21 protein-coding genes are annotated in these 25,461 nt (G+C 50.6%); 19 read left to right on the top strand and 2 right to left on the bottom strand.

Annotated elements, in window-relative coordinates; genetic code table 11:
• Nucleotides 1-38 precede the first annotated feature (38 nt).
• Nucleotides 39-3,038, top strand: coding sequence for a glycosyl hydrolase family 95 catalytic domain-containing protein (locus BUB38_RS12700; protein WP_073161113.1), 3,000 nt, complete (start codon nt 39-41; stop codon nt 3,036-3,038).
• A 153-nt stretch (nt 3,039-3,191) separates the two neighbouring features.
• Here BUB38_RS12700 and BUB38_RS12695 read toward each other — a convergent pair whose 3' ends face one another.
• Nucleotides 3,192-4,730 carry a PHB depolymerase family esterase gene (locus BUB38_RS12695; RefSeq protein WP_083539706.1) on the bottom strand — a complete coding sequence of 513 codons (1,539 nt, stop codon included), beginning with the start codon at nt 4,728-4,730 and terminating at the stop codon, nt 3,192-3,194.
• 273 nt (nt 4,731-5,003) lie between these two features.
• On the opposite strand from BUB38_RS12695, the gene BUB38_RS12690 reads away from it, so the two are divergent.
• From BUB38_RS12690 to BUB38_RS12640, 11 genes are all read left to right on the top strand, one after another.
• Nucleotides 5,004-6,848, top strand: coding sequence for a cellulase family glycosylhydrolase (locus tag BUB38_RS12690; RefSeq protein WP_073161112.1), 1,845 nt, complete (start codon nt 5,004-5,006; stop codon nt 6,846-6,848).
• Nucleotides 6,849-7,090: 242 nt separating this feature from the next.
• Nucleotides 7,091-9,019, top strand: coding sequence for an endo-1,4-beta-xylanase (locus tag BUB38_RS12685; RefSeq protein ID WP_073161111.1), 1,929 nt, complete (start codon nt 7,091-7,093; stop codon nt 9,017-9,019).
• Between the two features lie 336 nt (nt 9,020-9,355).
• Nucleotides 9,356-9,784 carry a 50S ribosomal protein L13 gene (gene rplM, locus BUB38_RS12680; RefSeq protein WP_073161110.1) on the top strand — a complete coding sequence of 143 codons (429 nt, stop codon included), beginning with the start codon at nt 9,356-9,358 and terminating at the stop codon, nt 9,782-9,784.
• Between the two features lie 22 nt (nt 9,785-9,806).
• Nucleotides 9,807-10,211: a 30S ribosomal protein S9 gene (rpsI, locus tag BUB38_RS12675; protein WP_073161109.1), complete on the top strand. Its 405-nt coding sequence runs from the start codon at nt 9,807-9,809 to the stop codon at nt 10,209-10,211.
• Nucleotides 10,212-10,513: 302 nt separating this feature from the next.
• Nucleotides 10,514-11,248, top strand: coding sequence for a 30S ribosomal protein S2 (rpsB, locus tag BUB38_RS12670; protein WP_073161108.1), 735 nt, complete (start codon nt 10,514-10,516; stop codon nt 11,246-11,248).
• Between the two features lie 2 nt (nt 11,249-11,250).
• Nucleotides 11,251-12,147: a translation elongation factor Ts gene (gene tsf / locus BUB38_RS12665; protein WP_073161107.1), complete on the top strand. Its 897-nt coding sequence runs from the start codon at nt 11,251-11,253 to the stop codon at nt 12,145-12,147.
• Nucleotides 12,148-12,278: 131 nt separating this feature from the next.
• The gene (gene pyrH, locus BUB38_RS12660; protein WP_073161106.1) at nt 12,279-12,986 is read left to right on the top strand and encodes a UMP kinase; all 708 of its coding nucleotides are present in this window, start codon (nt 12,279-12,281) and stop codon (nt 12,984-12,986) included.
• A 144-nt stretch (nt 12,987-13,130) separates the two neighbouring features.
• Nucleotides 13,131-13,664, top strand: coding sequence for a ribosome recycling factor (frr, locus tag BUB38_RS12655; protein ID WP_073161105.1), 534 nt, complete (start codon nt 13,131-13,133; stop codon nt 13,662-13,664).
• 21 nt (nt 13,665-13,685) lie between these two features.
• Nucleotides 13,686-14,396, top strand: a complete 711-nt coding sequence (locus BUB38_RS12650) for an isoprenyl transferase (RefSeq protein WP_073161104.1) — start codon at nt 13,686-13,688, stop codon at nt 14,394-14,396.
• Nucleotides 14,389-15,270 (top strand): phosphatidate cytidylyltransferase, encoded by an 882-nt coding sequence (locus BUB38_RS12645; RefSeq protein WP_073161103.1) that lies wholly within the window; start codon nt 14,389-14,391, stop codon nt 15,268-15,270. Before BUB38_RS12650 ends, BUB38_RS12645 begins: the two co-directional genes overlap by 8 nt.
• Nucleotides 15,271-15,326: 56 nt before the next feature.
• Nucleotides 15,327-16,460: a GGDEF domain-containing protein gene (locus tag BUB38_RS12640; protein ID WP_139258445.1), complete on the top strand. Its 1,134-nt coding sequence runs from the start codon at nt 15,327-15,329 to the stop codon at nt 16,458-16,460.
• Nucleotides 16,461-16,549: 89 nt separating this feature from the next.
• Here the strand turns inward: BUB38_RS12640 and BUB38_RS12635 are convergent, their stop codons facing one another.
• Complete coding sequence (locus tag BUB38_RS12635) at nt 16,550-17,089, bottom strand: nitroreductase (RefSeq protein ID WP_073161144.1); 540 nt, start codon at nt 17,087-17,089, stop codon at nt 16,550-16,552.
• A 169-nt stretch (nt 17,090-17,258) separates the two neighbouring features.
• On the opposite strand from BUB38_RS12635, the gene BUB38_RS12630 reads away from it, so the two are divergent.
• The 7 genes from BUB38_RS12630 to BUB38_RS12600 all read left to right on the top strand — a co-directional run bounded on the left by BUB38_RS12630 (nt 17,259) and on the right by BUB38_RS12600 (nt 25,379).
• Complete coding sequence (locus tag BUB38_RS12630; protein WP_249505647.1) at nt 17,259-17,819, top strand: flavodoxin; 561 nt, start codon at nt 17,259-17,261, stop codon at nt 17,817-17,819.
• 86 nt (nt 17,820-17,905) lie between these two features.
• The gene (locus BUB38_RS12625; RefSeq protein ID WP_083538085.1) at nt 17,906-18,775 is read left to right on the top strand and encodes a phosphatase PAP2 family protein; all 870 of its coding nucleotides are present in this window, start codon (nt 17,906-17,908) and stop codon (nt 18,773-18,775) included.
• A 74-nt stretch (nt 18,776-18,849) separates the two neighbouring features.
• The gene (galE, locus tag BUB38_RS12620) at nt 18,850-19,860 is read left to right on the top strand and encodes a UDP-glucose 4-epimerase GalE (protein ID WP_073161100.1); all 1,011 of its coding nucleotides are present in this window, start codon (nt 18,850-18,852) and stop codon (nt 19,858-19,860) included.
• Nucleotides 19,861-20,070: 210 nt separating this feature from the next.
• A complete protein-coding gene (locus BUB38_RS12615; protein ID WP_073161099.1) occupies nt 20,071-21,216 on the top strand; it encodes a 1-deoxy-D-xylulose-5-phosphate reductoisomerase in 1,146 nt (381 codons plus the stop codon).
• Nucleotides 21,217-21,381: 165 nt separating this feature from the next.
• Complete coding sequence (locus BUB38_RS12610) at nt 21,382-23,214, top strand: glycoside hydrolase family 9 protein (protein WP_073161098.1); 1,833 nt, start codon at nt 21,382-21,384, stop codon at nt 23,212-23,214.
• Nucleotides 23,215-23,350: 136 nt separating this feature from the next.
• Nucleotides 23,351-24,730 (top strand): RIP metalloprotease RseP, encoded by a 1,380-nt coding sequence (gene rseP, locus BUB38_RS12605; protein ID WP_073161097.1) that lies wholly within the window; start codon nt 23,351-23,353, stop codon nt 24,728-24,730.
• Between the two features lie 436 nt (nt 24,731-25,166).
• On the top strand, nt 25,167-25,379 hold the full coding sequence (locus BUB38_RS12600) for a hypothetical protein (protein WP_073161096.1): 213 nt from the start codon (nt 25,167-25,169) through the stop codon (nt 25,377-25,379).
• The last annotated feature ends 82 nt before the right edge of the window (nt 25,380-25,461 follow it).

The raw sequence follows: 25,461 nt of genomic DNA, 5'->3' as shown, positions 1-25,461 counted from the left end.
TATTTTTACAGAGAAAAATTAAAGGGAAAGAGGTCCATATGTTTTCTAAAAATTTGTTGTTTGGTTTGGGTTTGAGTCTTGCCGCTCTTTCCTCACCGATGTTCGTGGCATCTGCAAATGCCGCGCCCGAAACCTCTCACGTTCTTTGGTACAACCGTGATGCCGGCGATGTGTTCACCGATGCGCTCCCCATTGGTAACGGCTACATGGGCGGCATGGTCTATGGCGGAGCCGGCAAGGATATCATCGGACTGAATGAAGGTACCGTATGGAATAGCGGTCCCGGTAGCAACAATAAGAGTGGCTCTGCAAGCAAACTGGGTCAGATCCGTAACGCCCTTTTCTCTGGCGACTACAAGACTGCTGAAGATGTAACTGGCAGTTTTGCCACCTATGACATTGCTGCATTCCAGCCTGTTGGTGACTTGGTGATCAATACTGGCCACACCGCTTCTGACTATCGTCGTGAACTGGATCTTGAGACCGCAACGGCAAAGACTACCTATACGGCAGGCGGCGTAAAGTACACCCGTGAATATTTTGCCAGCTATCCCGACAATGTGATTGTGGTCCGCCTGACCGCAAGCGAAAAGGGTAGGGTTGGTTTTAGTGCAGGTCTAACTACGCCTCACAAAAATAATAGTGTGAAGAATGTGGGCTCCAACACCCTCACCATGGATGCGACCGTCAACTCCATCAAGTTCCAGACCCGCTTTGTGGTGCAGACTGATGGCGGTACCGTTTCTGCAGGCAATGGAACCGTCAACGTTTCCGGTGCAAATTCCGCAACCATCATTTTGAATACGGGTACGAATTTCGTTTCTTTCGATAATGTGACCGCAGACCCAGCTGCCCGCGCCGAGGCCACCATCAAGGCTGCTAGCGCCAAGACCTACGATCAGCTGCGTTCCGCTCATCTTAAGGACTATCAGGAATTGTACAATCGTGTGCGTCTGAACTTGGGCGCTGCCGCTTCTAACGCAGGTGATATTACTACCAGCCGCGTCAAGGCTTTCAACACTACCGATGACCCTTCCTTTGTGGAACTTTACTACCAGTTTGGTCGTTACCTCATGATTTCCAGCTCCCGTAAGGGCGGCCAGCCCGCAAACCTTCAGGGCATCTGGAACAAGGATACTTCTCCTATGTGGGGTTCCAAGTACACCACCAACATCAACCTTGAAATGAACTACTGGATGGTTGAATCCGCCAACCTTCAGGAATGCGGTGTACCTCTGTTCGACAAAATCAAGGCTCTCGTCACTCAGGGCTCCAAGAGCGCCAAGGAAATCTGGGGAACGGACCGCGGCTGGGTTGTCCATCATAATACTGACCTCTGGAACCGTACCGGTCCCGTAGATGGCTCCTGGGGCGTATGGCCTTCTGGCGCAGGCTGGCTTAGCACCCACCTGTGGGAACATTACCTCTATACCGGTGATAAGCAGTTCCTGAAGGACGCCTACGAAACTATGAAGGGCGCCGCAGAATTCTACCTCACCACTATGGTTGAAGAACCGAAGAGTGGCCATAAGTATCTGGTAACCGCACCTAGCGATTCTCCCGAAAATACACACGGTGGTTACAATGTCTGCTTTGGCCCTACCATGGATATTCAGATCGCCCGCGATGCCTTCAACAATGCCATCGAAGCTTCCAAGATTTTGGGCGTTGACGCAGATCTTCGCGCCGATTTTGAAGCGGCCGTGAAGAAGCTTCCGCCTAATCAGATCGGTAAGTATGGCCAGCTTATGGAATGGTTTGAAGATTGGGATGATCCTAAGAGCGATCATCGCCATGTTTCTCACCTTTACGGCCTTTTCCCCAGTGCCCAGATTTCTGTAGACGGCACCAAGGAAGAAGCGGAAGCTGCAAAGACTACTTTGACCCAGCGCGGCGACAATGCCACCGGCTGGTCTCTGGCCTGGAAGATTAACTTGTGGGCTCGTTTGCAGGATGGCGATCATGCCTACAAGCTGGTCCGCAACCTCCTTACACCGGACCGTACCTACAATAACCTTTTTGACGCACATCCGCCTTTCCAGATTGATGGTAACTTCGGTGCCGTTTCCGGCATTAACGAAATGTTCATCCAGAGTCAGGGCGGCAAGATCCGCGTTCTGCCCGCACTTCCTTCCAAGTGGTCTAGCGGCAGCATCGCAGGTCTCAAGGCCCGCGGCGGAATCACTGTGGATTCCCTGGCCTGGAATAACGGCAAGTTGACTTATCTTGGCCTTAGCTCCACCAACAAGGATAATCTGACCATCGAATATAACGGCAATATCGCCAGCACCACCACCATGGCGGGCGGCAAGTACGAATTCGACGGTAACTTGAAACTGACCAACGAACCTTTCGAAGCCGTGGCCATTCCCGCGACCATCGAAGCGGAAGATTACGTGGCTATGGACGGTGTGGTTATTGAACCCGATGAATCCGGCGAACCCAATATCGGCTGGATCGAAGACGGCGACTGGTCCGAATACTTCGTCAAGGCCCCTGTTGCTGGAACCTACACTTTGAAGGTCCGCGTGGCTTCCGGTTCCGAAGACGAAAGCACCATTACGGTGACCGACGAGGCTGGCAAGAAGCTGGGTGTTATTACCGTTGATCCTGCAAAGACTAGCGGGTGGAATGATTGGTACGAAGAATCCACTTCTATCGAACTCCCTGCCGGAGAACAGACTTTGCGCTTTACCTACAACGGCGAAGGCTTCCTCATGAACGTGGATAAGTTCTCCCTGGAAGGCGATCCCACCGCTATCGGCACCGTTGCCTCCCAGCGCTTCAACTCCCTGGAAGTGTCCCGCGTGCCTATGTCCAACGCCTCTATTGCTCTCATGGTAAAGGCCCCTGCTGGCGAAAGCTACACCGTGCGCCTCCTGGATGTGGATGGCCGTCAGGTGGGAATCTCCCGCGGCATTGGCGGTTCCTCCAACCTGGTGGAATTCGGTGTGAGCGAGGCCCTGGCACAGGGAAATTATGTCGCCATTGTCCGCTGCGGGTCCCGCCAGAAAGTCCTTCGCCTTTCCGCCTTTTAAACGCCAATTCCGTAATCGGTTGGAAAAGCAGGAAAAATAATGTCGAAAAGAAAATTCCCAGGTCAAGTGACCTGGGAATTTTTAAATGCACCTTTTATTGCGCTTCGCGCCGTACCTAAGGCCGACTAGGGCTGGTTACGGCCGATGCTCTAGTTACGGCATGGTGAATTGCTTCAGGAAGGCCCAGCCGATGCGGGCGCAGCCTGCTTCGTGACCGTTGCCAGTGCAGGTTCCTCCTAGCTTGTCTATACAGAGTCCCACCTTTACGCCACTGGCGCAGTTCTCGTACATCTGGCAGCCGTTTTCGGGAGTGGAGCCCTTTGGGGAACCGGTGCACTGGTTCATGGAGGCCCATTCCTTAAAGTTGTTTTCGGCGCCAAGGAAGGTGATGGGCTTGCCCGGTACTACGCTGGAGTAGCCGCCATTGTAGCTTACGACATTGTCTCTTGTTCCGCGGAAGTTCAGCACGGGAATGGGACGGCTAGGCTTGCAACCTCCGTTCATGCCGTTCTTGACGACTTCTTCGGAAAGGTCCATGGAGGCGGGGGCCACTGCGGCGTAAATATCGGCCATCTTGCAGGCTGCATAGTTGGACATGCCGCCGCCCATGGAGAAGCCCACGGCGTAAATGCGCTTGGAGTCGATATAGACTTCCTTCTTGGCTTCCTCAATAAACTTGCGGCTGAAGGTGACATCGTCTGCATCGTTGCAGCAGGGGCCGACGTTCCAGGCATGTCCCATGAATCCGCCGGCGCTTGCTTCACCGTCGGGGTAGATGATGATTACCTGGTCTGCCTGGGTTTCGCTTTCATAAGTCTTGCTTCCTGCCCACTGGTCAGCGTTTCCGCCAATGGGGTGGTAGTCCACAATCAAGGGAACCGGCTTGTCGCCCTTGTAAGTGCTGGGAACGTGAATAATGTATTTGCGTGAACCGATCGTCCTGTCGTAATTTCCCGGGGCGAGCACCTTGGAGGGCTTCACGTCTACAGCGGCGCTGCTTGACGATACGACCGGGGTAACATTGCTGGAGCTGGAAGCAGGCGGGACAACCCCGGCGCTGGAGGTGGGGATGGGGCCCGCCTTTTTCAGTACGATCTTCACGCCGGTTTCTTCATCCGATGTCATTTCGTGATAAGTCAGGCCGTATCCGTCCAAGGTAAAGGTAAGGGTAGGCAAGGTTTCGCCGTCCTTTTTCAGAACCTGCCTTGCGCCATCCTTGTTCAGCACATAATTGCTGCTGGTTCCATTGGAGGAAACCTTTAGGATCATCATTTTCTGGTTGGAGAACTTCTGCAGGTCTATTTGGGCGTTCGGGGCGTTAAATTCCTGCTGGAAGGCCATCTTTCCCAGGGCGTCCATTAGGGAAACCTTGAAATTTGTGCCACTTTTGTTTGAGATATTCAGTACAGAACCCTGATAACGCACGGCAAGCTTGGCCTCCTTGAGGCCGAAGTCCGCAATTCCCGTCTGCCCGTCGCTGGAAAGTCTGAATTCCCCTTCCGCGTTGGTGACTGCGGACACCCCTGCCACGTTAAAGGAGGATATTGATACCCCCGGCAGACGTGCTTCGCTTTCGTTGACGACGTAACCGTCAATGCTCCAGGCAAAGGCCATGCTTGCCAGAGAGCTAAAAAACAAACCCAGTGCGCCCTTTCGGGCTACACTGCCTAAATCCATCTTGTGGATATGCATAGCTACTCCTTGATAAGGGAGATCTCCCCAAAAAAAGGAACTTTCTCTCCCAGTATACAATAATACGATGTGGAATAGTAAAAAGCAACAACATTATGGGGGAGTCGGGTGAATTCGTTGTATGTTTTAACAACAGGTTTTTGGTGTAAAAGTTCCCGGAATGTTTTTTTTTCGCTTAAATGTGGACTATTCGTCCACGCTGCCTATTTTTTTTGAATGTGTTTTTACGTCAGGACTAGGTAGTTTAATAGAAAAAAGAAAAGGATTTGGTTTATGAAAAAGTACATCACTATTGCAATTGCTGGCCTTGCGGCAGCTACCATTTCCCATGCAGCCCTTGCCGATGGCGGTGCCAAGTTTCTTGGCAATATCACCACTAAAGGCGATATTCGCAGTGACATGGGTACCTACTGGAATCAGATTACGGCTGAAAACGGCTGTAAGTGGGGCTCTATCCATTCTCTTGACGCACAAGGGAAAAGTCAGTTTGCATGGGATAACTACGACAAGTGTGAAGGAGCCTATAATTGGGCCAAGGAAAAACCGGGTGAACGTTTCTTCAAGTTCCATGCCCTGGTTTGGGGTTCCCAGTATCCCAGCTTCCTTTGCAAGGCCAAGAACTCCAGCATCACCGTAGAAAAGACCAAGCAGTACATCACTGAATGGTTCGATGCTGTTGCTGCCAAGTTCCCTGATCTGGAATATATCGATGTGGTGAACGAAGCTATTTGGTCTGGTAACAATTATCATTCCGGCTATAAGCTCCCTGCTACGGGCGCCGAAGGCGTCAGCACCGACGATGCTGCTTGCGGTGGCTCCTATATTATCGAAGCTCTTGGTGGTGATGATGTTGTCAATGGCAAGCATCAGTACAACTTCATTACAACGGCCTTCAAGATGGCCCGTGAACGTTGGCCCAAGGCTGTTCTGATTTACAATGACTACAACACCTTGCATTGGCAGAAGGATGAAGGTATTGAACTGGTGCAGACCATTCTTAAGAATGGTGCTCCTGTAGATGCCTATGGTCAGCAGGCTCACGATGCCGGCGACTTCCCCGATGCAGAAAGCTTCAAGAATGTCCTGACCGAAGTTTACAATGGTGTTAAGATTCCTCTGTTCATCACCGAATATGACATCGGTGAGGCTGATGATAACAAACAGAAAAACATTATTGCAAACCAGATTCCTTTCCTGTGGGAAACCGAATGGATTGCCGGCATTACCATCTGGGGTTACATCAATGGTTCTACCTGGCGTCAGAATACTGGTATCATGAATTCCGACGGATCGGATCGTGCATCCATGAAGTGGCTCAAGGAATACTTTGCCGCAAATCTGGACAAGGGCCAGAACACCACCGGAATGGGTGGCGGAGTGCCTGTGGACCCCGTGGCCCAGCAGCCGTTCCATGAAGTTGCCATGACCGTGCCTGGCAAGGTGGAAGTGGAAGACTTCGACATTTCCGGCAAGGGCAAGGATCCGGAGACTGGCGCAAGCAACGCTTCCTACTCAGACAAGTCTTCCGAAAACGCAGGCAAGTCCACCTACCGTAGCAATGACGCCCCCTCTGTAGACCTTTACGACGAAGGTACCGGCGTTGTTCTTGGCATGACCCAGGCCGGTGAATACCTGGAATACACCCTGGACTTTGCTGAAGGCGACTATGAAGTGGTTGTAAACGCTTCTTCCGGTAACGCCACCTCCGCTTTCCAGCTCTACATCGACGACAAGAAAGTCGGTGATGAAGTGAAGATGGAACAGACCGGCGAGGGCGACTGGAGTAACTACGTTGACGTCGCTGTGAAAATCGGCAAGGTTTCTGCAGGCAAGCATGTGTTCAAGCTGGAAATTACCGGCGACTACGTGAACATCGACTACTTCAATTTCAAGGCGGATGGCGTCGATGCCGTGCTTGCTAGACCGGCGATGAAAAAGGTCCGTGCCGATTACGATGTATTCGACATGCAGGGCGTTTTCGTTGGCCGCCTCAGCGCCTACTCCATCGGTGAGGCCGTGTCTATCGTAAAGAACAGCAAGACTATCAAGGCGAACGGCATTTTCCACGTTCGTGCAGTAAAGTCTAACGTTTCCCGGACGGTTCGTATTACCAGGTAGCTGGTCCTACCCTCTGTTCACAATCCTATTGAGGCGACCCCTTGTTGACAAGGGGCCGTTTTTTTGTTGGCTTTTTACACACTTTAGCCCCCTTTTTACACGAAAAACGGCGTTTTTGAGCGAATTTCGCCATGGATAAAATGTCCATGGCATTTGATTTTCGGGGTGGAATGTTCCATCCTGGACGATATAGTTTTATGGGCATCGGGGGGATTAACCTCTGACAATATAGGATGTGGATTATGAATAAAATTTTCTCTCTCGTTGCCGCCGGTCTTACCGCTGCATCGATCTCCTATGCAGGCCCGGGTATTGCCGATGGCGCTGCAAAGTTCGTGGGTAACATTACCCAGTCTAACACCGCTCCCGGTCCCAACGATGAATTTACCAAGCTCTGGAACCAGGCCACAGCCGAAAACGGCTGTAAGTGGGGTTCTATCGAAGGCCAACGTGGTAAGTATAACTGGGCTGGCTGCGACGCCGCCTACGATTGGGCAAAGAATAACGGTGGCCACTTCAAGTTCCACGCTCTTCTCTGGGGGTCCCAGTATCCCAGTTGGCTCGAATCCCTGAGTGTTGACGATACCAAGAAAGCTATTACCGCATGGTTCGATGCTGTCAAGGCTCATTACCCCGATATCGAAATGATCGACGTGGCTAACGAAGCTATCCGTACCGGTAACGGCCAGTATCATTCCAACTATACCAAGACCAAGATTATTCAGGCTCTGGGTGGCGACAACAACGGCGATTACCAGTTCTTGACTACCGCTTTCAAGATGGCTCGCGAACGCTGGCCCAAGGCAATCCTGATCTATAACGACTATAACACCATCCAGTGGAATGTGGACCAGGGCATTGACCTGATCAATACCATCCGTAAGAATGGCGCACCTGTTGACGCATACGGCCTTCAGGCTCATGACTTGATGAGCACTGGTGGTGGCTACAACGGCACCGGTGGTGGTGGCAACTGCCTCAACTACAACACCTTTAAGTCCACTATGGAAAAAATCCATAGCAAGACAAACAACTTCCCGATTCTCATTTCTGAATACGACGTTCCTTCTACCGATGACAACATCCAGGAACAGTGCTATAAGGAACAGTTTGCATACTGGATGGAAGATCCCAATGTCGCAGGCATCACCATCTGGGGTTACATCTATGGTCGTACATGGCTCGACTGTAACGGTCAGGCAAGCGGTTGTTCCGGCTTGATCAAGAACGGCCAGGATCGTAAGGCCATGACCTGGATGAGAAACTACTTGAAGTCCAACAAGGGCGTGAACACCACTGGCCTTGCAACAGGTCTTGTGGCAGAACCGGAACCGCAGACTCCGTTTGGCGGCAAGGCTGCAACCATTCCTGGCAAGATCGAAGCTGAAAACTTTGATGAACCGGGTATTGGCGCAGGCAATGATTCCTACTACGATACCGACAGCGGCAACAACGCCTGCGCAGAAAACAATCCTGCACTGGCTTCCGACTGCAAGTCGAATTATCGTAAGGATGCTTCCGTTGATATCAAGACTTCTGGCTCTGGCTACGTAATCGGTTGGGGCGCAACTGACGAATGGCTGGAATACACCGTGGACGTTGTCGAAGTTGGTACATATTCCCTGTTCGTTGCAGCTTCTTCTGGTAACGGCGGCAGCTACAAGCTTTCTGTCAAGAATTCCGATGGTACTTTCTCTGACCTTACCGAAACCATCAAGGTCGCTGCAGGTGCCAATGAAGATGACTACAATAGCTTTGCAAAGAATGCTGTCAATGTGAATTTCAAGAAGGCTGGCAAGCAGATCGTTCGCTTCACCATCGTTGAAGGCTACGTAGACTTTGACTATATGACCTTCGTTGCTGGCGCCGACGCAACTGACCCGGAACCGATTTCTTCCTCTGCTGTAGAAGCTCCTGCCTCTAGTGATTCTAAGACTCCTGAAGTTGGCGACAAGGAAAGCTTCGTGCAGAACCTCAAGATGGAATTTGAAACCCTCCAGAAGTTCGACGTATTCGATATGCAGGGTTCCTTCATGGGCCGTCTCAATGCCTACAGCTTTGACCAGGCAATCAATACCGTCAAGGAAAGCGATGTCAAGTTTGCAAAGGGTGTCTACTATATCCGCAACAAGGATACCAAGCAGATGACTTCCTTCACCATCGCTCAGTAAAGTTTGGGACTTCGGTCCTCAAGAATCCTAATCCAAAACACCAAACAAAGGGCCCCGTGGCGTATGTCATGGGGTTCCTTTTTTTAAGATCTCTGAGCTTGCAGAAGTGGATTCATCACTTTATACAAACAGATCGCTATAAAAATCATCAAATTTTATATATTAATTATAAGGATTGATATAATTGATAGAGTGAAAATCCTTTAAACTACGGACTTTTTTCAAAAAATGCAACTTTTTTACCTTGAAACAGTCTCGATTTTCTTCTAAATTTTGCCTCGCATTGTCCGGGACGGAGCTGTTCCGGAACATTAACGAAAAACACAAAGGATTTACATGAAGACCATTACGGTAAACCCGAAGAACGTCGAACGCAAGTGGAAGCTTGTGGACGCCGCCGAAAAGCCGATGGGCCGCGTAGCAAGCGAAGTTGCTCGCCTCCTCATGGGTAAGCATAAGGCCATCTTCTCCCCGAACGTCGACACTGGCGACTTCGTGGTTGTGATCAACGCTGAAAAGGTTGCAGTTACTGGCAACAAGAACCTGAAGAAGGAATACTTCCACCACACCGGTCACATCGCTGGTGAACGTTGGATCAACTTTGCCGATCTCCAGGCTAAGCACCCGACCGCTCCGCTGGAAGCTGCCATTTGGGGCATGCTGCCGCACAGCGCTCTCGGTCACAAGATGATCAAGAAACTCAAAATCTATGCTGGCGCCGAACATCCGCACGCTGCACAGAATCCCGAAGTCGTAGACTTGTAATTTTAGAACGGAGGATACCTCTATCGCTACCGCAAAGAATAAGAAGATCTACCGCGGCACTGGCCGTCGCAAGAACGCTATCGCCGCTGTGATTTTGAAGCCGGGTACCGGCAAGCGCACCATCAATGGTCGTGATTTTAAGGATTACTTCCATTCTGAAGTGCAGAACATGATTGCAAATCTTCCGTTCGCCATCCTCGGCAACGCTGAAGAATGGGACGTCGAAGTTACCGCTCGTGGCGGTGGCATCGCTGGCCAGATGGGCGCTGTCCGTCTCGGCATCTCCCGCGCACTGGTTGCTAACGACGCAGAATGCAAGCCCGCCCTCAAGAAGGAAGGCCTCATGACTCGCGACTCTCGTGCTGTTGAACGTAAGAAGTTCGGCCGCAAGAAGGCTCGTAAGCACTTCCAGTTCTCCAAGCGCTAATCGTTACGATTTTGCTTGGAAATTGCAAAGGCAATTTCAGGAAGCTCCCGCTCGGCGGGGGCTTTCTTTTTTTCCTCATGGGAAAATGAAAATCGCCCCTATTTTCTAACCTTTTAGCCTTTCCTCTTTAACCTCTAACCTTTAATCTTTCCCCTTTTTTTGCTATCTTTACGCCCACTCGGGCAATTACGCCTGGGGAAATAAACAATCACTGGTCTCGTAAGAGCCGCTTCGGTGGTACCAAGGTACTTTGCGGCTTAATTACCGACCGGGTAGAAATAACCGAAAAAAGGAATACTACTATGGCAAATCTGCCTTCTGTTGAAGACCTGCTCGCTGCAGGTTCCCACTTTGGCCACCAGACTCAGCGTTGGAATCCGAAGATGAAGCCCTACATCTTGGCTGAAAAGAACGGCATCTACGTTCTCAACCTGTCCAAGACCCGCGACCTCCTCGAAGCCGCTGCTGCAGCTGCTAAGAAGATTTCTGAATCTGGCAAGACCGTGCTCTTCGTTGGTACCAAGCCCACTGCTCGTCAGTGCGTGCTGGATGCTGCTGGTTCCTGCAACCAGTTCTCCGTTACCAACCGCTGGCTCGGTGGTATGCTGACCAACTTCCAGACCGTTCGTAAGTCCATCAAGAAGATCGACAAGATCGACACCATGGAACAGGATGGTACTTTCCAGGTTCTTTCCAAGAAGGAAGTTCTGGACAAGACCCGCGAACGCGCTAAGCTCCTGGACGTCTTCGGTGGCATCCGCGAAATGGTGAACCTTCCTGGCCTCATGGTCGTGACCGACCTCGCTCACGAAAAGATCGCCGTTGCAGAAGCTCGCCGTCTTCACATTCCTATCATCGGCATTTGCGATACCAACGTTGACCCGACTCTCGTCGACTTCCCGATTCCGGCAAACGACGACGCAGTGAAGTCCATCAAGCTCATCGTTGACTACATCGCTGCTAACGTTGCAAAGCGTTCTGTCGATAAGAAGGACAAGGAAGAAGCTAAGAAGTTTGATAACGGTGAGGACAAGTAATCATGGCAACTATTACCGCCTCTCTCGTTAACGAACTCCGCCAGAAGACTGGCGTGGGCATGATGCAGTGCAAGAAGGCCCTCACCGAAACTGACGGCGATCTGGACAAGGCTGTTGAACTCCTCCGTAAGCAGGGTGCTGCTGTTGCTGCAAAGCGCGCAGACAAGGCTGCCAAGGAAGGCCGCATCTACCTCATCGAAACTGCTGACAAGGCTGCTGCATTCGAACTGTCTTGCGAAACCGAACCGGTTTCTAACAACGACGACTTCGTTGCTCTCGCTAACCTCGCTGTCAAGGCTGTCGAAACTCAGGCTATCTCCTCTGTGGAAGACCTGAAGAACGCTGTCGTCGATGGCAAGAAGGTGAACGACATCCTCCAGGACGTGCTCGTCAAGATCCAGGAAAACATCGACTTCCGCAAGTTCGCAGAAATCAAGAAGTCTGCAAACTCCGTCTTCGGTGTCTACAGCCACATGAAGGGCAAGATCGGCGTTATTACCGAACTCGCTTATGAAGGCTCTGCCGACGAAGCTGCTCTCAAGGCTGCTGCTAAGGACATCGCTATGCAGGCCGCTGCTTTCGCTCCGGTTGCATTGAACGACGCTGCAGTTCCTGCTGAAACTATCGAAAAGGAACGCGAAATCGCTCGCGCCCAGATCGAAGCTCAGGCTCAGGCAACTGGTAAGGCAACCAAGCCGGAATTCGTTGAACGTCAGCTTGAAGGCCGCGTTGCTAAGGTCCTCAAGGAAATCGTTCTCGAAGACCAGGAATTCTTCATGTCTGAAAAGAACCCCAAGAAGCTCAACGTCAAGGACTACCTCCAGGAAGTCGTTGCAAAGCAGCTTGGCCTCTCTTCCCTGAAGGTCGTAAACTTCATCCGCTTCGAACGCGGTAACTAATTCGCTTTTTGTCATCCCGAGCGTAGTCGAGGGATCTTGCGAAATAGAAAATGGCCGTCCCTTTGGGGGCGGCTATTTTTTATACCCTTCTTTTTACTACATTAGCCATGATTAAGTAATTGGAGCTTATTATGGCAAAGTTTAAGCGAGTTTTGTTGAAGCTTAGTGGCGAAGCCCTCGCAGGCGAAAAGGGCCATGGCATCGACAACGGTATTTTGACAGAAATGGCAAGCGAAATTGCTTCTGTCGTTAAGCAGGGTGTTCAGGTCGCTCTCGTGATCGGTGGCGGCAATATGATCCGCGGCGTGTCCGCATCAGCCGGTGGCATGAACCGTGCCCAGGGCGATGCCATGGGCATGCTGGGTACCGTGATGAATGGACTGGCTATGCAGGACGCCCTTGATAAGCAGGGCATCGACAGTGTGGTCATGAGCGCCATCCGTATGGAACCCATCTGCGAATTTTTTGATCGCCGTAAGGCTATCAAACTTTTGAATGCTGGTTCCGTGGTGATCTTCTCCGCAGGTACCGGCAATCCCTTCTTCACTACCGACAGCTGCGCCGCTCTTCGCGCCATTGAAAGCGAATGCGACGTGATCATGAAGGTGACCAAGGTGGACGGCATCTACTCCGCCGACCCCATGAAGGATCCTACTGCAACCCGCTTCGATGACATTACCTACCAGGAAGTTATCGCCCGCGGTCTTAAGGTGATGGATACCGCCGCTGTGGCCCTGTGCATGGAACACAACATGCCCATTTTCGTGTTCAAGATGGAAAAGGGCTGCTTGACTCAGGCCGCCGTTGAAGGTAATTTAGGTACACTGGTTCATTGTTAATGGAGTAAGAAGTGGTTAGTGTTTAGTGGTTAGTTTTGAGGAAAGATGAAACCTCCTGAACCACTGTTTACTAACCACTGTTTACTAACCACTGTTTACTAACCACTAACTGCATTTCATATCTTTATTCTAAAAGGTTTTATTATGGCAGATTATCAAGTTAAGATGGACAAGGCTATTGAAGCTACTGAACGTGAATTCACCAAGATCCGCGCTGGACAGGCTTCTCCCGCTATCCTGAACGACATTCGTATCGACTATTATGGCACTCCCACTCCTATCTCCCAGGTGGCTAAGGTTTCCGTTCCGGAACCCCGTATGCTTCTGGTTGCTCCGTGGGAAAAGGCACTGGTGGACCTGATCGAAAAGGCTATCTACGCAGCAAACATCGGTCTGACTCCCATGAAGGATGGCAACTCCATTCGCGTTAGCCTCCCGATCCTCACTACCGAACGTCGTCAGGAACTGGCTAAGGTCGCTCGCAAGCACGCTGAAGATGGTCGCGTTGCTATCCGCAACATCCGCCGCGATGCAAACGATGCCATCAAGAAGGACAAGGAAATGCCCGAAGACGAAGCCAAGAAGCAGCAGGACGAAATCCAGAAGGCTACTGACAAGGCTATCGCAAAGATTGACGCTCTCCTTGCTGCCAAGGAAGCAGACATCCTCAAGGTGTAATTGTCCTTTGTAAGGTAACGCGTGGCAAATCAGCTTAGACATGTAGCCATCATTATGGACGGCAATGGCCGCTGGGCCAAGAGCCGCGGCATGGAACGTTTCTTCGGCCATCGCAAGGGGACCGAGTCTACTATCGATGCCGTTGAAATGGGTGTGAACCTCAAACTGGAACACATGACTTTGTATGTCTTCAGTTCCGAAAACTGGGGTCGCCCCTCCAAGGAAGTGGATTATCTGATGAACCTTCTCATTGAGATGGTCGTTAAAGAAATCCCCGACCTGATGGAAAAGAACGTGAAGCTTACAGTCATTGGAAACATGGACCGTATTCCCGAGAAGCCTCGCGCGAGCTTGCAATCTGCAATTGATATTACTGCAAACAATACCGGCATGCAGTTGAACCTGGCTATCTCCTATGGTGGTCGTCAGGAAATCGTCGGTGCCGTAAAGTCCATTGCCGCCCAGGTTGCCGCAGGCTCCCTGTCCGTGGATGATATCGACGAAACCCTGTTTGCAAAAAATCTGTATCTGAAAGGCGCTCCCGACCCGGATCTGATTATCCGTACCGGTGGCGAATTCAGACTTTCCAATTATCTCCTCTGGCAGGCCGCCTATAGCGAATTCTACGTTACCGATACGCTCTGGCCCGACTTCACCAAGGATGAATTTATGCAAGCGGTCGAGTTCTTCAATACTCGCGAACGCCGCTTTGGGAAGGTTCTTCATGAGTAATTTGGCTCAACGTCTGATTACCGCGGTGATTGCAATCCCGCTGGTATTTTTCCTTTTGTGGTTTAACGATTTTTCCCGTGTCGGCCTGATGTGCTTCCTGGCCGGTGTTGGCGCCTGGGAATGGGCTGGCATGGCCACCAAGATGTACAAGGGGCCTAACGTACGTTATCTCTCCTTTGCTTCTAGCCTTGCGTTGACTCTTGCCTGGGCTCTTTCCAAGGGTGGGTACTTTGGTCTTTCTGCCGTGCCCTATGTGGTGGGCATGACCGCCATGGTCATCTTTGCCGTCTACATCGGTGTGGCTTACGCCAAGGTTGAAATTGAAAACCTCTTCCCCTGGCTGGTAATGCAGCTGGCCGCACCTCTGTATGTGGGCCTCTGGGGTGGCATGAATGTCTTGATGATGGGCAATGGCCAGGGCTTTGAACATTGCTATGGATTTATCCTGGTCATGACCAGCGTGTGGCTCTGCGATACTGTCGCTTACTTCTTTGGAAAGTTTGCTGCAGGCAAGGGCCCCTTCGGTCGTCATCTCTTTGCTCCCAGCATCAGCCCCAAGAAAACCTGGGAAGGTTCCATTGCGGGTTCTGTTGCAACCATTGCATGGGTGGCCTACTGGGCAAACTGCAGTTCCGCCCTTGGCGCCTTCAATGTAAACATGGATTGGTGCAAGGCCATTATTCTTGGCGTCATGGTGACCGTGGCTGGTCAGGCAGGCGATCTTCTCATGAGTGCACTCAAGCGCTGGAGCGGTACCAAGGATTCCGGCAACTTGTTTGTGGGGCATGGCGGAGTCCTGGATCGCTGCGATTCCTTCTTCCTGGCAGCGCCGATGCTCTGGCTGTTGCTTGATTTCATGAAGAATCTTGCTTAAAAAATTGGAGGTGCAAACCTCCTTTTTTTATTATTGTTAGGTATAAAGGAGGATTTGTGGATACACCTATTGACATCAGGATGGCACTAGGTACCGACGTTGTCGGTATGATTCTTGTCGTCGTGATGATTGTGGGTAATGTCTGGAGATTGCGTCTAAAAACCAAGGAAAGCAAGCTGCTCATTGCGATGCTGCTATTCTGCTTTTTCAGTTGCCTTTCTGACCTTTTTGCTTATGCCGCCGATGGTTGTTCCTGCGTCTATGCTAAGCAGTTAGTGTATATCACGAACTCGTGGGTCTATGCCTCCAACTTCCTCTGTGCATACAGCTGGATGTCCTTCCTAAAGGAACATTTCCGTATGGAGTTGAATGGCTTCCTGAAATGTATCCTGCGGATTTCCATGGTCGTCTTGCCCCTGATGCTGTTGACGAATCTTTTTGTGCCGTTACTCTTTAGCGTTAACGAACATAACCGCTACGTTCGCTGTTTCGGCTACTGGATTTATATCTTTTTCAACTACAGCATCGTGGTTACATCCCTTACGCTCTACTATAAGAATTACAGGCAGGATGGCCTAATCCGATTTTTCCCCATTTGGTTTTACGCGATTCCGACTGTTGTGGCCATCGTGCTGCAGAGTATCTTCTACGGTGTGTCGTTGATGGCGCCTAGTTTTGCCGTCGCTATTGCGGGCGCGTTCTGTAGCCTGCAGAACGAACGCGTTTTCAGGGATTATCTGACCGGTCTTTTCAATCGCCCCTTCCTTGACTATGTGCTGTACCTGTACAATAACAAAAAGCGTCAGTCCAGCGGGATCATGGTCAGCCTTTGCGATTTTTCAAAAATCAATGACGAGTTAGGCCATAAGGTCGGTGACCGTGCCTTGTGCAATGCGGCCGATATCCTCCGTGAGTCTACGGGGCAGTGGGGTTCAATCCTGCGCTACTCAGGTGACGAGTTCATTATCATGGTCGATACGCATCACGATAACAGTATTGCCAACTGCGTAGAAAAAATCAGGATGAATGTGGAAAAGTTCAATCGCAATAGCGGTGAACCGTATAAGTTGACTGTCGCTATTGGCGTCAAGAAATATGCGGGAAGTTCCGAAAGCGTGGATTACTTCCAGGACTGTCTGTTGGCGGATATGAAAAAAGACAAGCGGCGTATAAAGGGGCTTGCCTTGTAGATATTGGGTTTCGCGGACAGGAAACGCAAACTATTAAAGAGTAATTAGGCCGTGTCAGGGAATCCTTGACGCGGCCATTTAAGTTTTCGCTACTTGATGTAATAGATGTAGTTTTCTTTGCGGGCCAAAGCCTGGGGAACAGGTGTCTGACGGTAACCTAGGGCCACGTGGCCGATGCCTTCGTAGTTGCCCTTGATGCCCAGCTTTTCTAGAATAGACTTTCCGAATTCGCTTTCGAATTCCTGTTTGGCGCGGTGGATCCAGACGCTGCCGAGGCCAAGGCTTGCGGCGGCATTCATCAGGTTTCCCATGACAAGACTGCCGTCGTTGATATAGGTTCCGGAGCCGTTGTTGGCATCCTTGTCTGCAATGACAATCAGGATTACAGGTGCGCCGTAGAAGGGGTCGAAACCTTCGTCCCAACCGCCGATCTTGCGGTTCTCTTCGGCAATCTGGTCGCGGACTTCCTTGTTGGTTACGGCGATGATGATGGAAGACTGCTGATTTTTTCCGGAGGGGGCGAAGGTTCCTGCGCGAAGCACGGCTTCCAATTCCTCGTCGGTAATCATGTCGGGCTTGAACTTGCGGCAGCTGCGGCGAGTTTCCAGAGTTTTCAGGGTTTCGTTCATCATTGTCTTACCTATGGCGAAAAAGTTTTGCCGAGGGCCATTTGGCACCACGTTCATTATAAAAATAGCATTTTCAAATAACTGACTTTATAAAAAAAGAAATTTATTTAAACAAGGTCTTGACCTAGAGTCAACTCTAGATGATATATTATAACAAAAAGAGGTTTCAATGAAAAAGATCATCCTCATCCTTTTAACAATCCTTATGGGGGCTGCCATGGCTGCTGAATCCAAGAAACTGGTCATCTATTATTCCCGTGCCGACGAAAACTATAGCGTGGGCTATATCAAGAAGGGCAATACCGAAATCGTTGCCGAAATCATTGCCGCAAAAACAGGTGCAACGCTTTTGAAGGTGGAACCCGTCAAGGAATATCCGAAAGAATACGACGACTGTATCGCTGTGGCCAAGAAGGAATTGGCAAACGACGCCCGTCCCGAAATTAAACCGGTTAGTGTCAATCCGGAAGAATACGACGAAATCTATGTCGGATATCCCGTGTGGTGGGGCGAAATGCCTATGCCCATGGTAACCTTCTTCGAAAAGTACAATCTGAAGGGTAAAACTATTCATCCTTTTGTCACTCACGAAGGTAGCGGCCTCAGCGGTGTAGCCCGACTTAAGAAGTTGACCGGCGCCAATGTTACTATGGGTCTCGCCATTTATGGTCACGTTGCCCAGAACGAAAAGTCCAAGGCCGAAAAAGACGTGGAAAAGTGGATAAGGTAAAAGGACATTTTTCCTTGAAAAATGCAGCTGTGTCCGTTTTGTAATGGATATGGCTTTTTTATTTTATTCTAAATTTACTGTTAAAAATGAATCGAATTCTTTCCATAATTTTGATTTTTCTTTTTACTGTTCTTGCTCACGGGCAGGAACCGGTTTCGGATACAACGGTGGTTCGTCAGTCAACGGACCATAAAAGTAATTCAGCCTCCGTTACTTTGTCGCCTTTCGATCACCTGGGTCAAAACATGCTGTGGAGTGCCTTTGGCTGGCCTCTCGCTTTTCACCTAGTTGGCGGTGGCGCAACCTACCTGCTTTCTACCAATGATGTGGATTTGAAGGTGGCCCGGTTTGCCGCTCGTCAGAATGAGCTGGCCTTCGGTATCGCCTTTATGCCGGGAATGATGGCGGGAACGTTTTTCCCGTTTCTTGTTCCTGGCTATATGTACTTCTTTAGCGACAATAAAACCTTGAACAATACCGGTGCGGTGGCGGCCCAGGCTACGGCGGTGGCGTTTTTGTACAACAATATCCTGAAGGCAATTTCGGGGCGTGCCCACCCGGTGGCGGATAGCAATAGCGGAAGCCTTTCCCGGGATTTTAAGTGGGGCTTTTTTAAGCGAGGTGTTTTTTATGGCTGGCCTTCGGGGCACTCCATGACCAACGCAGCCCTTGCCATGAGCATCGCCAGCTATCATCGTGACAATCCCTTCGTGGTTGCGGGCTGTGGCCTCTTTGCGGGCTATGTGGCGACCAGCATGGTCCTTGGTGCCAAGGGGGAGGCGCACTGGTTTTCCGATGCGGTGGCCGGTGTTCTGATGGGGGCTTCCATTGGCTGGTACATCGGAAATGCGTTCTATCGTGAAAAAAACGGCGCACCCGAAAAAGGGATGCGGGTTACCGTTGCGCCCCTATTTTATGATGACCAGAAAGGGCTTGTGGCCTCCTTGTATTTCTAGTCTTTAGACATGGGCGGTTTACTCTCGGTGGTGTGAATTATCTACATTATTTGTGGAAAAACATAAGGTCTTAGATGAATATTCTTCTTACAGGTGGCGCAGGTTATATTGGCAGCCACACCATCATTGAACTTGATAAGGCTGGCCACTCCGTGGTTGTGGTCGATAATCTGGTGAACTCCAGCGAGGAATCCCTTCGCCGGGTGGCTCAGATTATTGGAAAGCCGGTTCCCTTTGTAAAGGCTGACGTCCGTGATGCAGCCGCCATGAACGAAGTTTTTGAAAAGTATTCCTTTGATGCCTGCATTCATTTTGCGGGTCTCAAGGCGGTGGGCGAATCTGTTGCCAAGCCTCTGGAGTATTACGAGAACAACATGAACGCCACCTTCGTTCTGTTGGACGTCATGCGCAAGCATAACTGCAAGAACTTTATTTTCTCTTCTTCTGCAACGGTGTATGGCGATCCGGCCATCATCCCCATTACTGAAGAATGCCCCAAGGGTCAGTGCACCAATCCCTATGGCAAGACCAAGTCCATGCTTGAAGAAGTACTGATGGATTTGCAGAAGGCCGATCCTGAGTGGAACGTAGTGCTCCTCCGTTATTTCAATCCCATTGGCGCTCACCAGAGCGGTCTCATTGGCGAGAACCCCAACGGAATCCCCAACAATTTGATGCCTTATATTACGCAGACCGCCGTGGGCTTACGTCAGGAACTGGGCGTGTTCGGCAACGATTACGATACCCCCGACGGAACTGGTGTCCGCGACTATATTCACGTTTGCGATTTGGCTGCGGGCCATGTGTGCGCCTTGCAGGCCATTGAACGTAAGTGTGGCCTTGCCATCTACAACCTGGGTACAGGTCATGGCTATTCTGTATTGGATGTGGTTCACGCATTCGAAAAAGCAAACGGATTGAAGGTCCCGTATAGTATCAAGCCTCGCCGTGCCGGCGACATCGCTACCTGTTACTGCAACCCTGCAAAGGCCAAGGCTGAACTGGGTTGGGAAGCGAAGTACGGTATCGAGGATATGTGCCGCGATTCCTGGAACTTCCAGAAGAATAATCCCAAGGGATACTAGGTAGTAGGAAGGATAAAGTTTAAAGAGCGGTGAGGTCGCTTTGCTTTGAGGGCGGCCTTCGGCCTTAGAGGTATCTTTATTCGGGAATGGAATTATATTATTTTTTTGAGAAAGGTGAGTCTTGAAGCCTGCGAAATCTCGCACCTCAAAGTGAGCGTAGCGAACGACCTCAAGCCTCATACCTAGCTCTTGCATCCAAAGGTTTTAATTATGAAAAATGTCGTTCTTCTCGGTGCTACCGGTTCTATCGGAACTTCCACAGTAGATGTTTGCCTTCAGCATTCTGACCTGTTCAAGGTTTACGCTGTGGCTGCAAATTCCAGCGTTGAAAAAGTTGCTGAAATTGTTCGCAAGTTCAAGGTGGAACGTGTTTGCATGTTCAAGCCCGAAGCCGCCAAGGAACTGAGTGCCATGCTCAATATGCCGGTGCTCTCCGGTATGGAAGGCCTCTGCGAACTGGCTGCCGACCCCAAGGCCGACATCATCATCAACGCCCTGATGGGTGCCGTAGGCTGCTTGCCCACCATTACCGCTATCGAACACGGCAAGCATGTGGCCCTCGCCAACAAGGAAACCATGGTCATGGCTGGCCCCGTTATCTGGGACAAGCTGGCTGAAAATCCCAAGGCTTTCATCACTCCCATCGACTCTGAACACAGCGCTATTTTCCAGTGCCTGGCCGACCGCCCCAACAAGGAAGTGGAATGCCTGGAAATCACCGCTTCCGGTGGCCCCTTCCGCACCTGGGATATCGAACGTTTTGAAAACATCACTGTTGCCGATGCTTTGAATCATCCGGTGTGGAGCATGGGCCGCAAGATCACCATCGACTCCGCTTCCATGATGAACAAGGGTCTGGAAGTTCTGGAAGCCCACTTCCTGTTCCACATTCCTTACGAACAGATCAAGGTTGTGGTTCACCCCCAGTCCATGGTGCACTCTTTGGTGCAGTTCCGCGATGGTTCCCTGATGGCTCAGCTGGGTGCTCCCGACATGCGCATTCCCATTCAGGTGGCCCTCACTTGGCCGGAACGCCTGCCCTTGGAAACCAAGCGCTTGGATCTGCCCACTCTCGGACAGCTCACCTTCTTCGAGCCGGACTTCAACAAGTTCCGCTGCCTGGCCCTCGCCTTCGAAGCTGGCCGCCGCGGCGGTGTCGTTCCCGCCATGATGAACGCCGCCAACGAAGTTCTGGTGGATCGCTTCCTGGATGGCAAGCTGAAGTTCACCGATATTCCCCGTCATGTGGAAACTATCATCAACGGCGCTCCCAACCTTACCGGTCATCTGACTCTGGAACAGGTTCTGGAAGCCGACGCAGAAGCTCGCCGCCTGACTCTTGACTTGATTAAGTAAATTCTGGCAGATTGTTGAAAAAGGGTTCGCTTTGCGGGCCCTTTTTTTGATGTGGAACACATTTTGGAAACAGCTGTTACACTTGTAAACAGAATTAATGATGTTTTTTAGCTTTGTTCTAAAAAATCTCCTATATTGATTTTGAATAAGTGTAAGGAGATGTGTATGTTTTCAAAATTCGGTCTCAAACAGTTTGCGCCGTTGGCCATTTCTGCATTGACTCTGGCTTCTACAGCTTTTGGTGCCAATGCCTACATCAACCAGATTGGTTATCGTTCAAATGATGCCAAGGAATTCACCGTTCAGGATGTTAGCGGCCCTGTCGAAATCGTGGATGCTGCGGGCAGTATCGTCATGACAGCCACCCCGTCTGCCTCCGCCCTGTGGGTTCCCAGCAACCAGAATGTGTCTCTGGTGGATTTCTCCGATTTGAAGACTCCTGGTGTTTACTCTATCCGAGTGGGCGGCCAGGTTCTCCGCAATGATCTTAAGATTGCCGACAATACGTTTGAAGATGTAACTAAGGCCGCCTTGAAGTGGTTCTACTATCAGCGTGCCTCCATGGCGTTGGAACAGACCTATGCTGGTCAGTGGGCTCGTGCCGCTGGCCATAACGCAGGCACTTACCAGCTTCACAATTCCGCAGGTTCGGGCTCCATTTCTTCCGGTAAGGGCTGGTACGATGCTGGCGACTATGGTCGTTATATCGTGAACTCCGGCATCACTACTTATACACTCCTTTCTCTGTTTGAACACTATCCGGATTACTTCAGGACCCTCAAGTGGAACATTCCTGCCGAAGGTACTCTGCCTGATCTGTTGGCAGAAATCAAGTACAATCTGGATTGGATGCTCACCATGCAGGATACCGATGGTGGCGTATTCCATAAGTTGACCTCCCTTGGTTTCCCTGGCGATGACATGCCCGCTGCAGACAAACTTACTCTTTATGTTATCGGTAAGGGTACTGCAGCCACCTTTGATTTTGCAGGCGTCATGGCAACCGCTTCCCGAGTCTACAAGGCCTACGATGCAACTTTTGCTGCCCAGTGTCTTGAAGCCGCCAAGAAGGCTTACGCATGGGGTGCCCAGAATCCCAATGTAACCTATTCCAATCCCCAGGGCGTTTCTACTGGGGAATATGGTGACCAGTGGCTCGACGATGAAAAGCTGTTCGCAGGTACCGAACTGTTCATTGCCACAGGGGATGCTTCCTACAAGCAGAATGTTTCTAAAGCCAATGTTCCCAACTGGGGCGATGTCTCTGGTCTTGCCGCCTATGGTGCTGCCACATACGGTACCGATGATGGTAGCAAGAACATTTTGATCAAGACCGCCGATGAATTTGTGAAACGTTCCGAAACAGGCTTTGGTGTTGTTATGGCCAAAGATGATTTTGTCTGGGGATCCAACGCAGTGGCCGCTAATCAGGGCATCTGGCTGTTGCATGCCTATTACCTGACTGGTGAAGATAAGTACTACAAGGCAGCCCGCAAGGTCCTGGATTATCTGTTGGGCAAGAATCCTCTGGACATGTCCTTTATGACAGGTTTTGGAACCAAGTCCCCGAAGAAGCCTCATCATCGTCCCAGTACCGCTGACAAGGTGACTGACCCTGTGCCCGGTATGTTGGTGGGTGGTCCTCAGCCCGGCGGTGAAGACATCGGTTCTGAAAGTTGGGAATGTAAGGACTACCGCACTGGCGTTCCTGCAACTTCCTATATCGACCACAACTGCAGCTACGCTTCTAACGAAGTGGCCATTAACTGGAATGCTCCGCTGGCTTATTTGGCTGGTGCAATCGAAGCCCTTAATGCTGGCCATGCTCCTAGCTTTGCTGTGGGTGGTGTGGCCAAGGGCGAAGCTACATCAATTAAACCCTCTGTGACAAGGCACTCCTCTTCAGAAGGCGCTCTCCGTATGCGATTTGTGGATCAGCAGGTCTTCATTGAACGCAATGGAAAACGTTTTGATTTGAAGGGTATGCAGATAAAGTAGTTCTAACCTTTTGAAAACCGGCCCTTGGCCGGTAAATAAAAAACTGCGGATGGGCGAGCCTTGCGGCTCGCCTTTCTGCTATAAAGCCCATAGTGTTACTCGTCGTTGCTCTCGCCTTTTGCTATATTGAAAAACGATGGAAAATGTCCTTGATAATGTTTTGATGTTTGTTTTGGGCCTGATTGGCCTGAGTTTTTTGGTGACTATCCATGAGCTGGGTCATTTCCTGGTGGCAAAGTGGAATAACGTCAAGGTGAACACCTTTAGTGTTGGCTTCGGCAAGAAACTTCTGAAGTACAAGATTGGCGAAACCGAATACTGTATTTCCGCCATTCCCTTTGGTGGCTATGTGGCCATGGCCGGTGAAAATCCCGACAAGATCCAGGAAGGCGAAGCTCTGAATGAACGTGATTTTATGGCTAAGTCCGTTGGCGCCCGCGCAGCCATCGCCTTTGCCGGACCTTTCATCAACATTGTGTTTGCATTTGTCCTTTTGATGATTCTTTACATGGTGGGCGTTCAGGAACCCGCTAACAAGGAATTGATTATTGGCTTTGTAGGTAAGAATTCTCCCGCCGAAGTTTCAGGCATTATTCCCGGCGACACCATCACCGCCATTAACGGTAAGCCCACTCAGGGCTGGGATGATTTCCGCGAGCAGATCGGCGTAAGCCTTGGCGCCAATGTGGAATTGGAAGTCCATCGCGAAGGTTCTGTGCAGACCATTGTTGTGGTGCCCGAAGAACTGGTAATTCCCGCACAGGACTCCACCGATTCCGAAACCAAGATGGGTATCGGCGATATTGGCATTTACCCTCAGAATCGCGTGATTGTCCGTTTGCCGCCGGTGGCAGGTTCCGCTGCAGAAAAGGCTGGAATTCTTCAGAACGATACCGTTCTTGAAATTAACGGCAAGCATATTGGCCGCTACGAAGATGTGGTCCGTCAGATTGATGGTTCCAAGGGCGAAGAAGTCCGCGTAACCGTTACACGCAATGGCGACACTCTTACTCTCCCCATGACTCCGGTCTATAACGAAGAATACAAGCGCTATATGGTGGGTGTGCAGATGGGCTATGTCCTCTTCCGCGAAACAAAGTTTGTTCGTCGCGGTCCCATCGAGGCTCTTGAAAAGACTTGCGCTACCAGCTGGAAAATGACCACCAGCATCTTCCGTTATTTTGGCCGCCTCTTCAAGGGTCAAGTCAAGATGGACGCATTCTCCGGCCCCGTTTCCATCGTGGCGGTCATGGGTAACGTATGGATGAGCGGCTTCCAGGAATTCCTTATGCTCCTGGCACTCATCAGCATCAACCTTGGCGTTATGAACTTGCTTCCGCTGGCCATTACCGATGGCGGCCTCCTCATGTTCCTCGGCATCGAAAAACTCCGTGGCAAGCCCTTGTCCACCAAGACCCAGACCATTATCCAGAACGTCGCTGCAGCCTTCTTCATCAGCTTCTTCGTGTTCATCACAATCCTTGACTTTGGAAAGCTGTCCCTGTTCTTAAAATAAGTACATCGCGCACGCATCATCCAGCGCGCCATCTCACGCGTGTCATGAGGTCTTTCTCTCTCTCGTCATTCTGAGGCTTTTCTCTTTCGTGTCATCCTGAGTCACCCTTTTGTGTCATCATGGGCAAGGCCCCGGTGTCATCCTGAGCGAAGCGAAGGATCTAGCATCCTTATCCATAGTTCGGTTGACCTACGTCCCTCGTTAGTTTATATTTTCGCTATGCTAACAATCCCCTCCCAAACAAGTATTTTCACTCGCCTCCACGCATTGCCATTAATGTGTGCTTTTGGGCATGAAATTTGCAGGGGGGGGGGTACGCATTTTCAGGCTTTGGCATTGATGCCGTAATTTCCTTTTTCAAAACAACAAAAGCAAGCGCAACGACCTTCTCTTTGACAGAGGAGGCGTGTTTCGTTGTATTCCATAAGGAGAACGAATGATGTGTAGTTTTGCATCATCTTCAGTGGCAGATACTGTTGCCGCTGTGGCTGCAATTTTAACATTCATTTTAGGGGGCGTGAGTGCTTGGTTTGCATTCCGTAAATGGGCGAAATCCATGCAAATAAACCAGTCCAAGGCGGTTTATTCCATGACTCACGATTTGTTCGAAGATGAAAAAGTGTGCCAAATGCTCTATGTCTTATCCTGAAAAAAGTTGACACTATACAAAAAGGCAGGTATAGTGCAAATGGAGACAAAACAGGTCACAAAGTCGGTTCTCGCATACGACG

It is taken from the genome of Fibrobacter sp. UWH5 (assembly GCF_900142505.1).
GTDB lineage: Bacteria > Fibrobacterota > Fibrobacteria > Fibrobacterales > Fibrobacteraceae > Fibrobacter.
This window is presented reverse-complemented; position numbering and strand designations above follow the sequence as displayed.

Excerpts from the sequence above, each read along its gene's own strand:
- rseP (WP_073161097.1), top strand. The coding sequence starts at position 23,351 with ATGGAAAATGTCCTTGATAATGTTTTGATGTTTGTTTTGGGCCTGATT.
- rplM (WP_073161110.1), top strand. The coding sequence starts at position 9,356 with ATGAAGACCATTACGGTAAACCCGAAGAACGTCGAACGCAAGTGGAAG.
- BUB38_RS12600 (WP_073161096.1), top strand. The coding sequence starts at position 25,167 with ATGATGTGTAGTTTTGCATCATCTTCAGTGGCAGATACTGTTGCCGCT.
- galE (WP_073161100.1), top strand. The coding sequence starts at position 18,850 with ATGAATATTCTTCTTACAGGTGGCGCAGGTTATATTGGCAGCCACACC.
- tsf (WP_073161107.1), top strand. The coding sequence starts at position 11,251 with ATGGCAACTATTACCGCCTCTCTCGTTAACGAACTCCGCCAGAAGACT.
- BUB38_RS12695 (WP_083539706.1), bottom strand. The coding sequence starts at position 4,730 with ATGCATATCCACAAGATGGATTTAGGCAGTGTAGCCCGAAAGGGCGCA.
- frr (WP_073161105.1), top strand. The coding sequence starts at position 13,131 with ATGGCAGATTATCAAGTTAAGATGGACAAGGCTATTGAAGCTACTGAA.
- BUB38_RS12645 (WP_073161103.1), top strand. The coding sequence starts at position 14,389 with ATGAGTAATTTGGCTCAACGTCTGATTACCGCGGTGATTGCAATCCCG.
- BUB38_RS12635 (WP_073161144.1), bottom strand. The coding sequence starts at position 17,089 with ATGAACGAAACCCTGAAAACTCTGGAAACTCGCCGCAGCTGCCGCAAG.
- BUB38_RS12685 (WP_073161111.1), top strand. The coding sequence starts at position 7,091 with ATGAATAAAATTTTCTCTCTCGTTGCCGCCGGTCTTACCGCTGCATCG.
- BUB38_RS12700 (WP_073161113.1), top strand. The coding sequence starts at position 39 with ATGTTTTCTAAAAATTTGTTGTTTGGTTTGGGTTTGAGTCTTGCCGCT.
- pyrH (WP_073161106.1), top strand. The coding sequence starts at position 12,279 with ATGGCAAAGTTTAAGCGAGTTTTGTTGAAGCTTAGTGGCGAAGCCCTC.
- BUB38_RS12630 (WP_249505647.1), top strand. The coding sequence starts at position 17,259 with ATGAAAAAGATCATCCTCATCCTTTTAACAATCCTTATGGGGGCTGCC.
- BUB38_RS12615 (WP_073161099.1), top strand. The coding sequence starts at position 20,071 with ATGAAAAATGTCGTTCTTCTCGGTGCTACCGGTTCTATCGGAACTTCC.
- BUB38_RS12690 (WP_073161112.1), top strand. The coding sequence starts at position 5,004 with ATGAAAAAGTACATCACTATTGCAATTGCTGGCCTTGCGGCAGCTACC.
- rpsB (WP_073161108.1), top strand. The coding sequence starts at position 10,514 with ATGGCAAATCTGCCTTCTGTTGAAGACCTGCTCGCTGCAGGTTCCCAC.
- BUB38_RS12610 (WP_073161098.1), top strand. The coding sequence starts at position 21,382 with ATGTTTTCAAAATTCGGTCTCAAACAGTTTGCGCCGTTGGCCATTTCT.
- BUB38_RS12625 (WP_083538085.1), top strand. The coding sequence starts at position 17,906 with ATGAATCGAATTCTTTCCATAATTTTGATTTTTCTTTTTACTGTTCTT.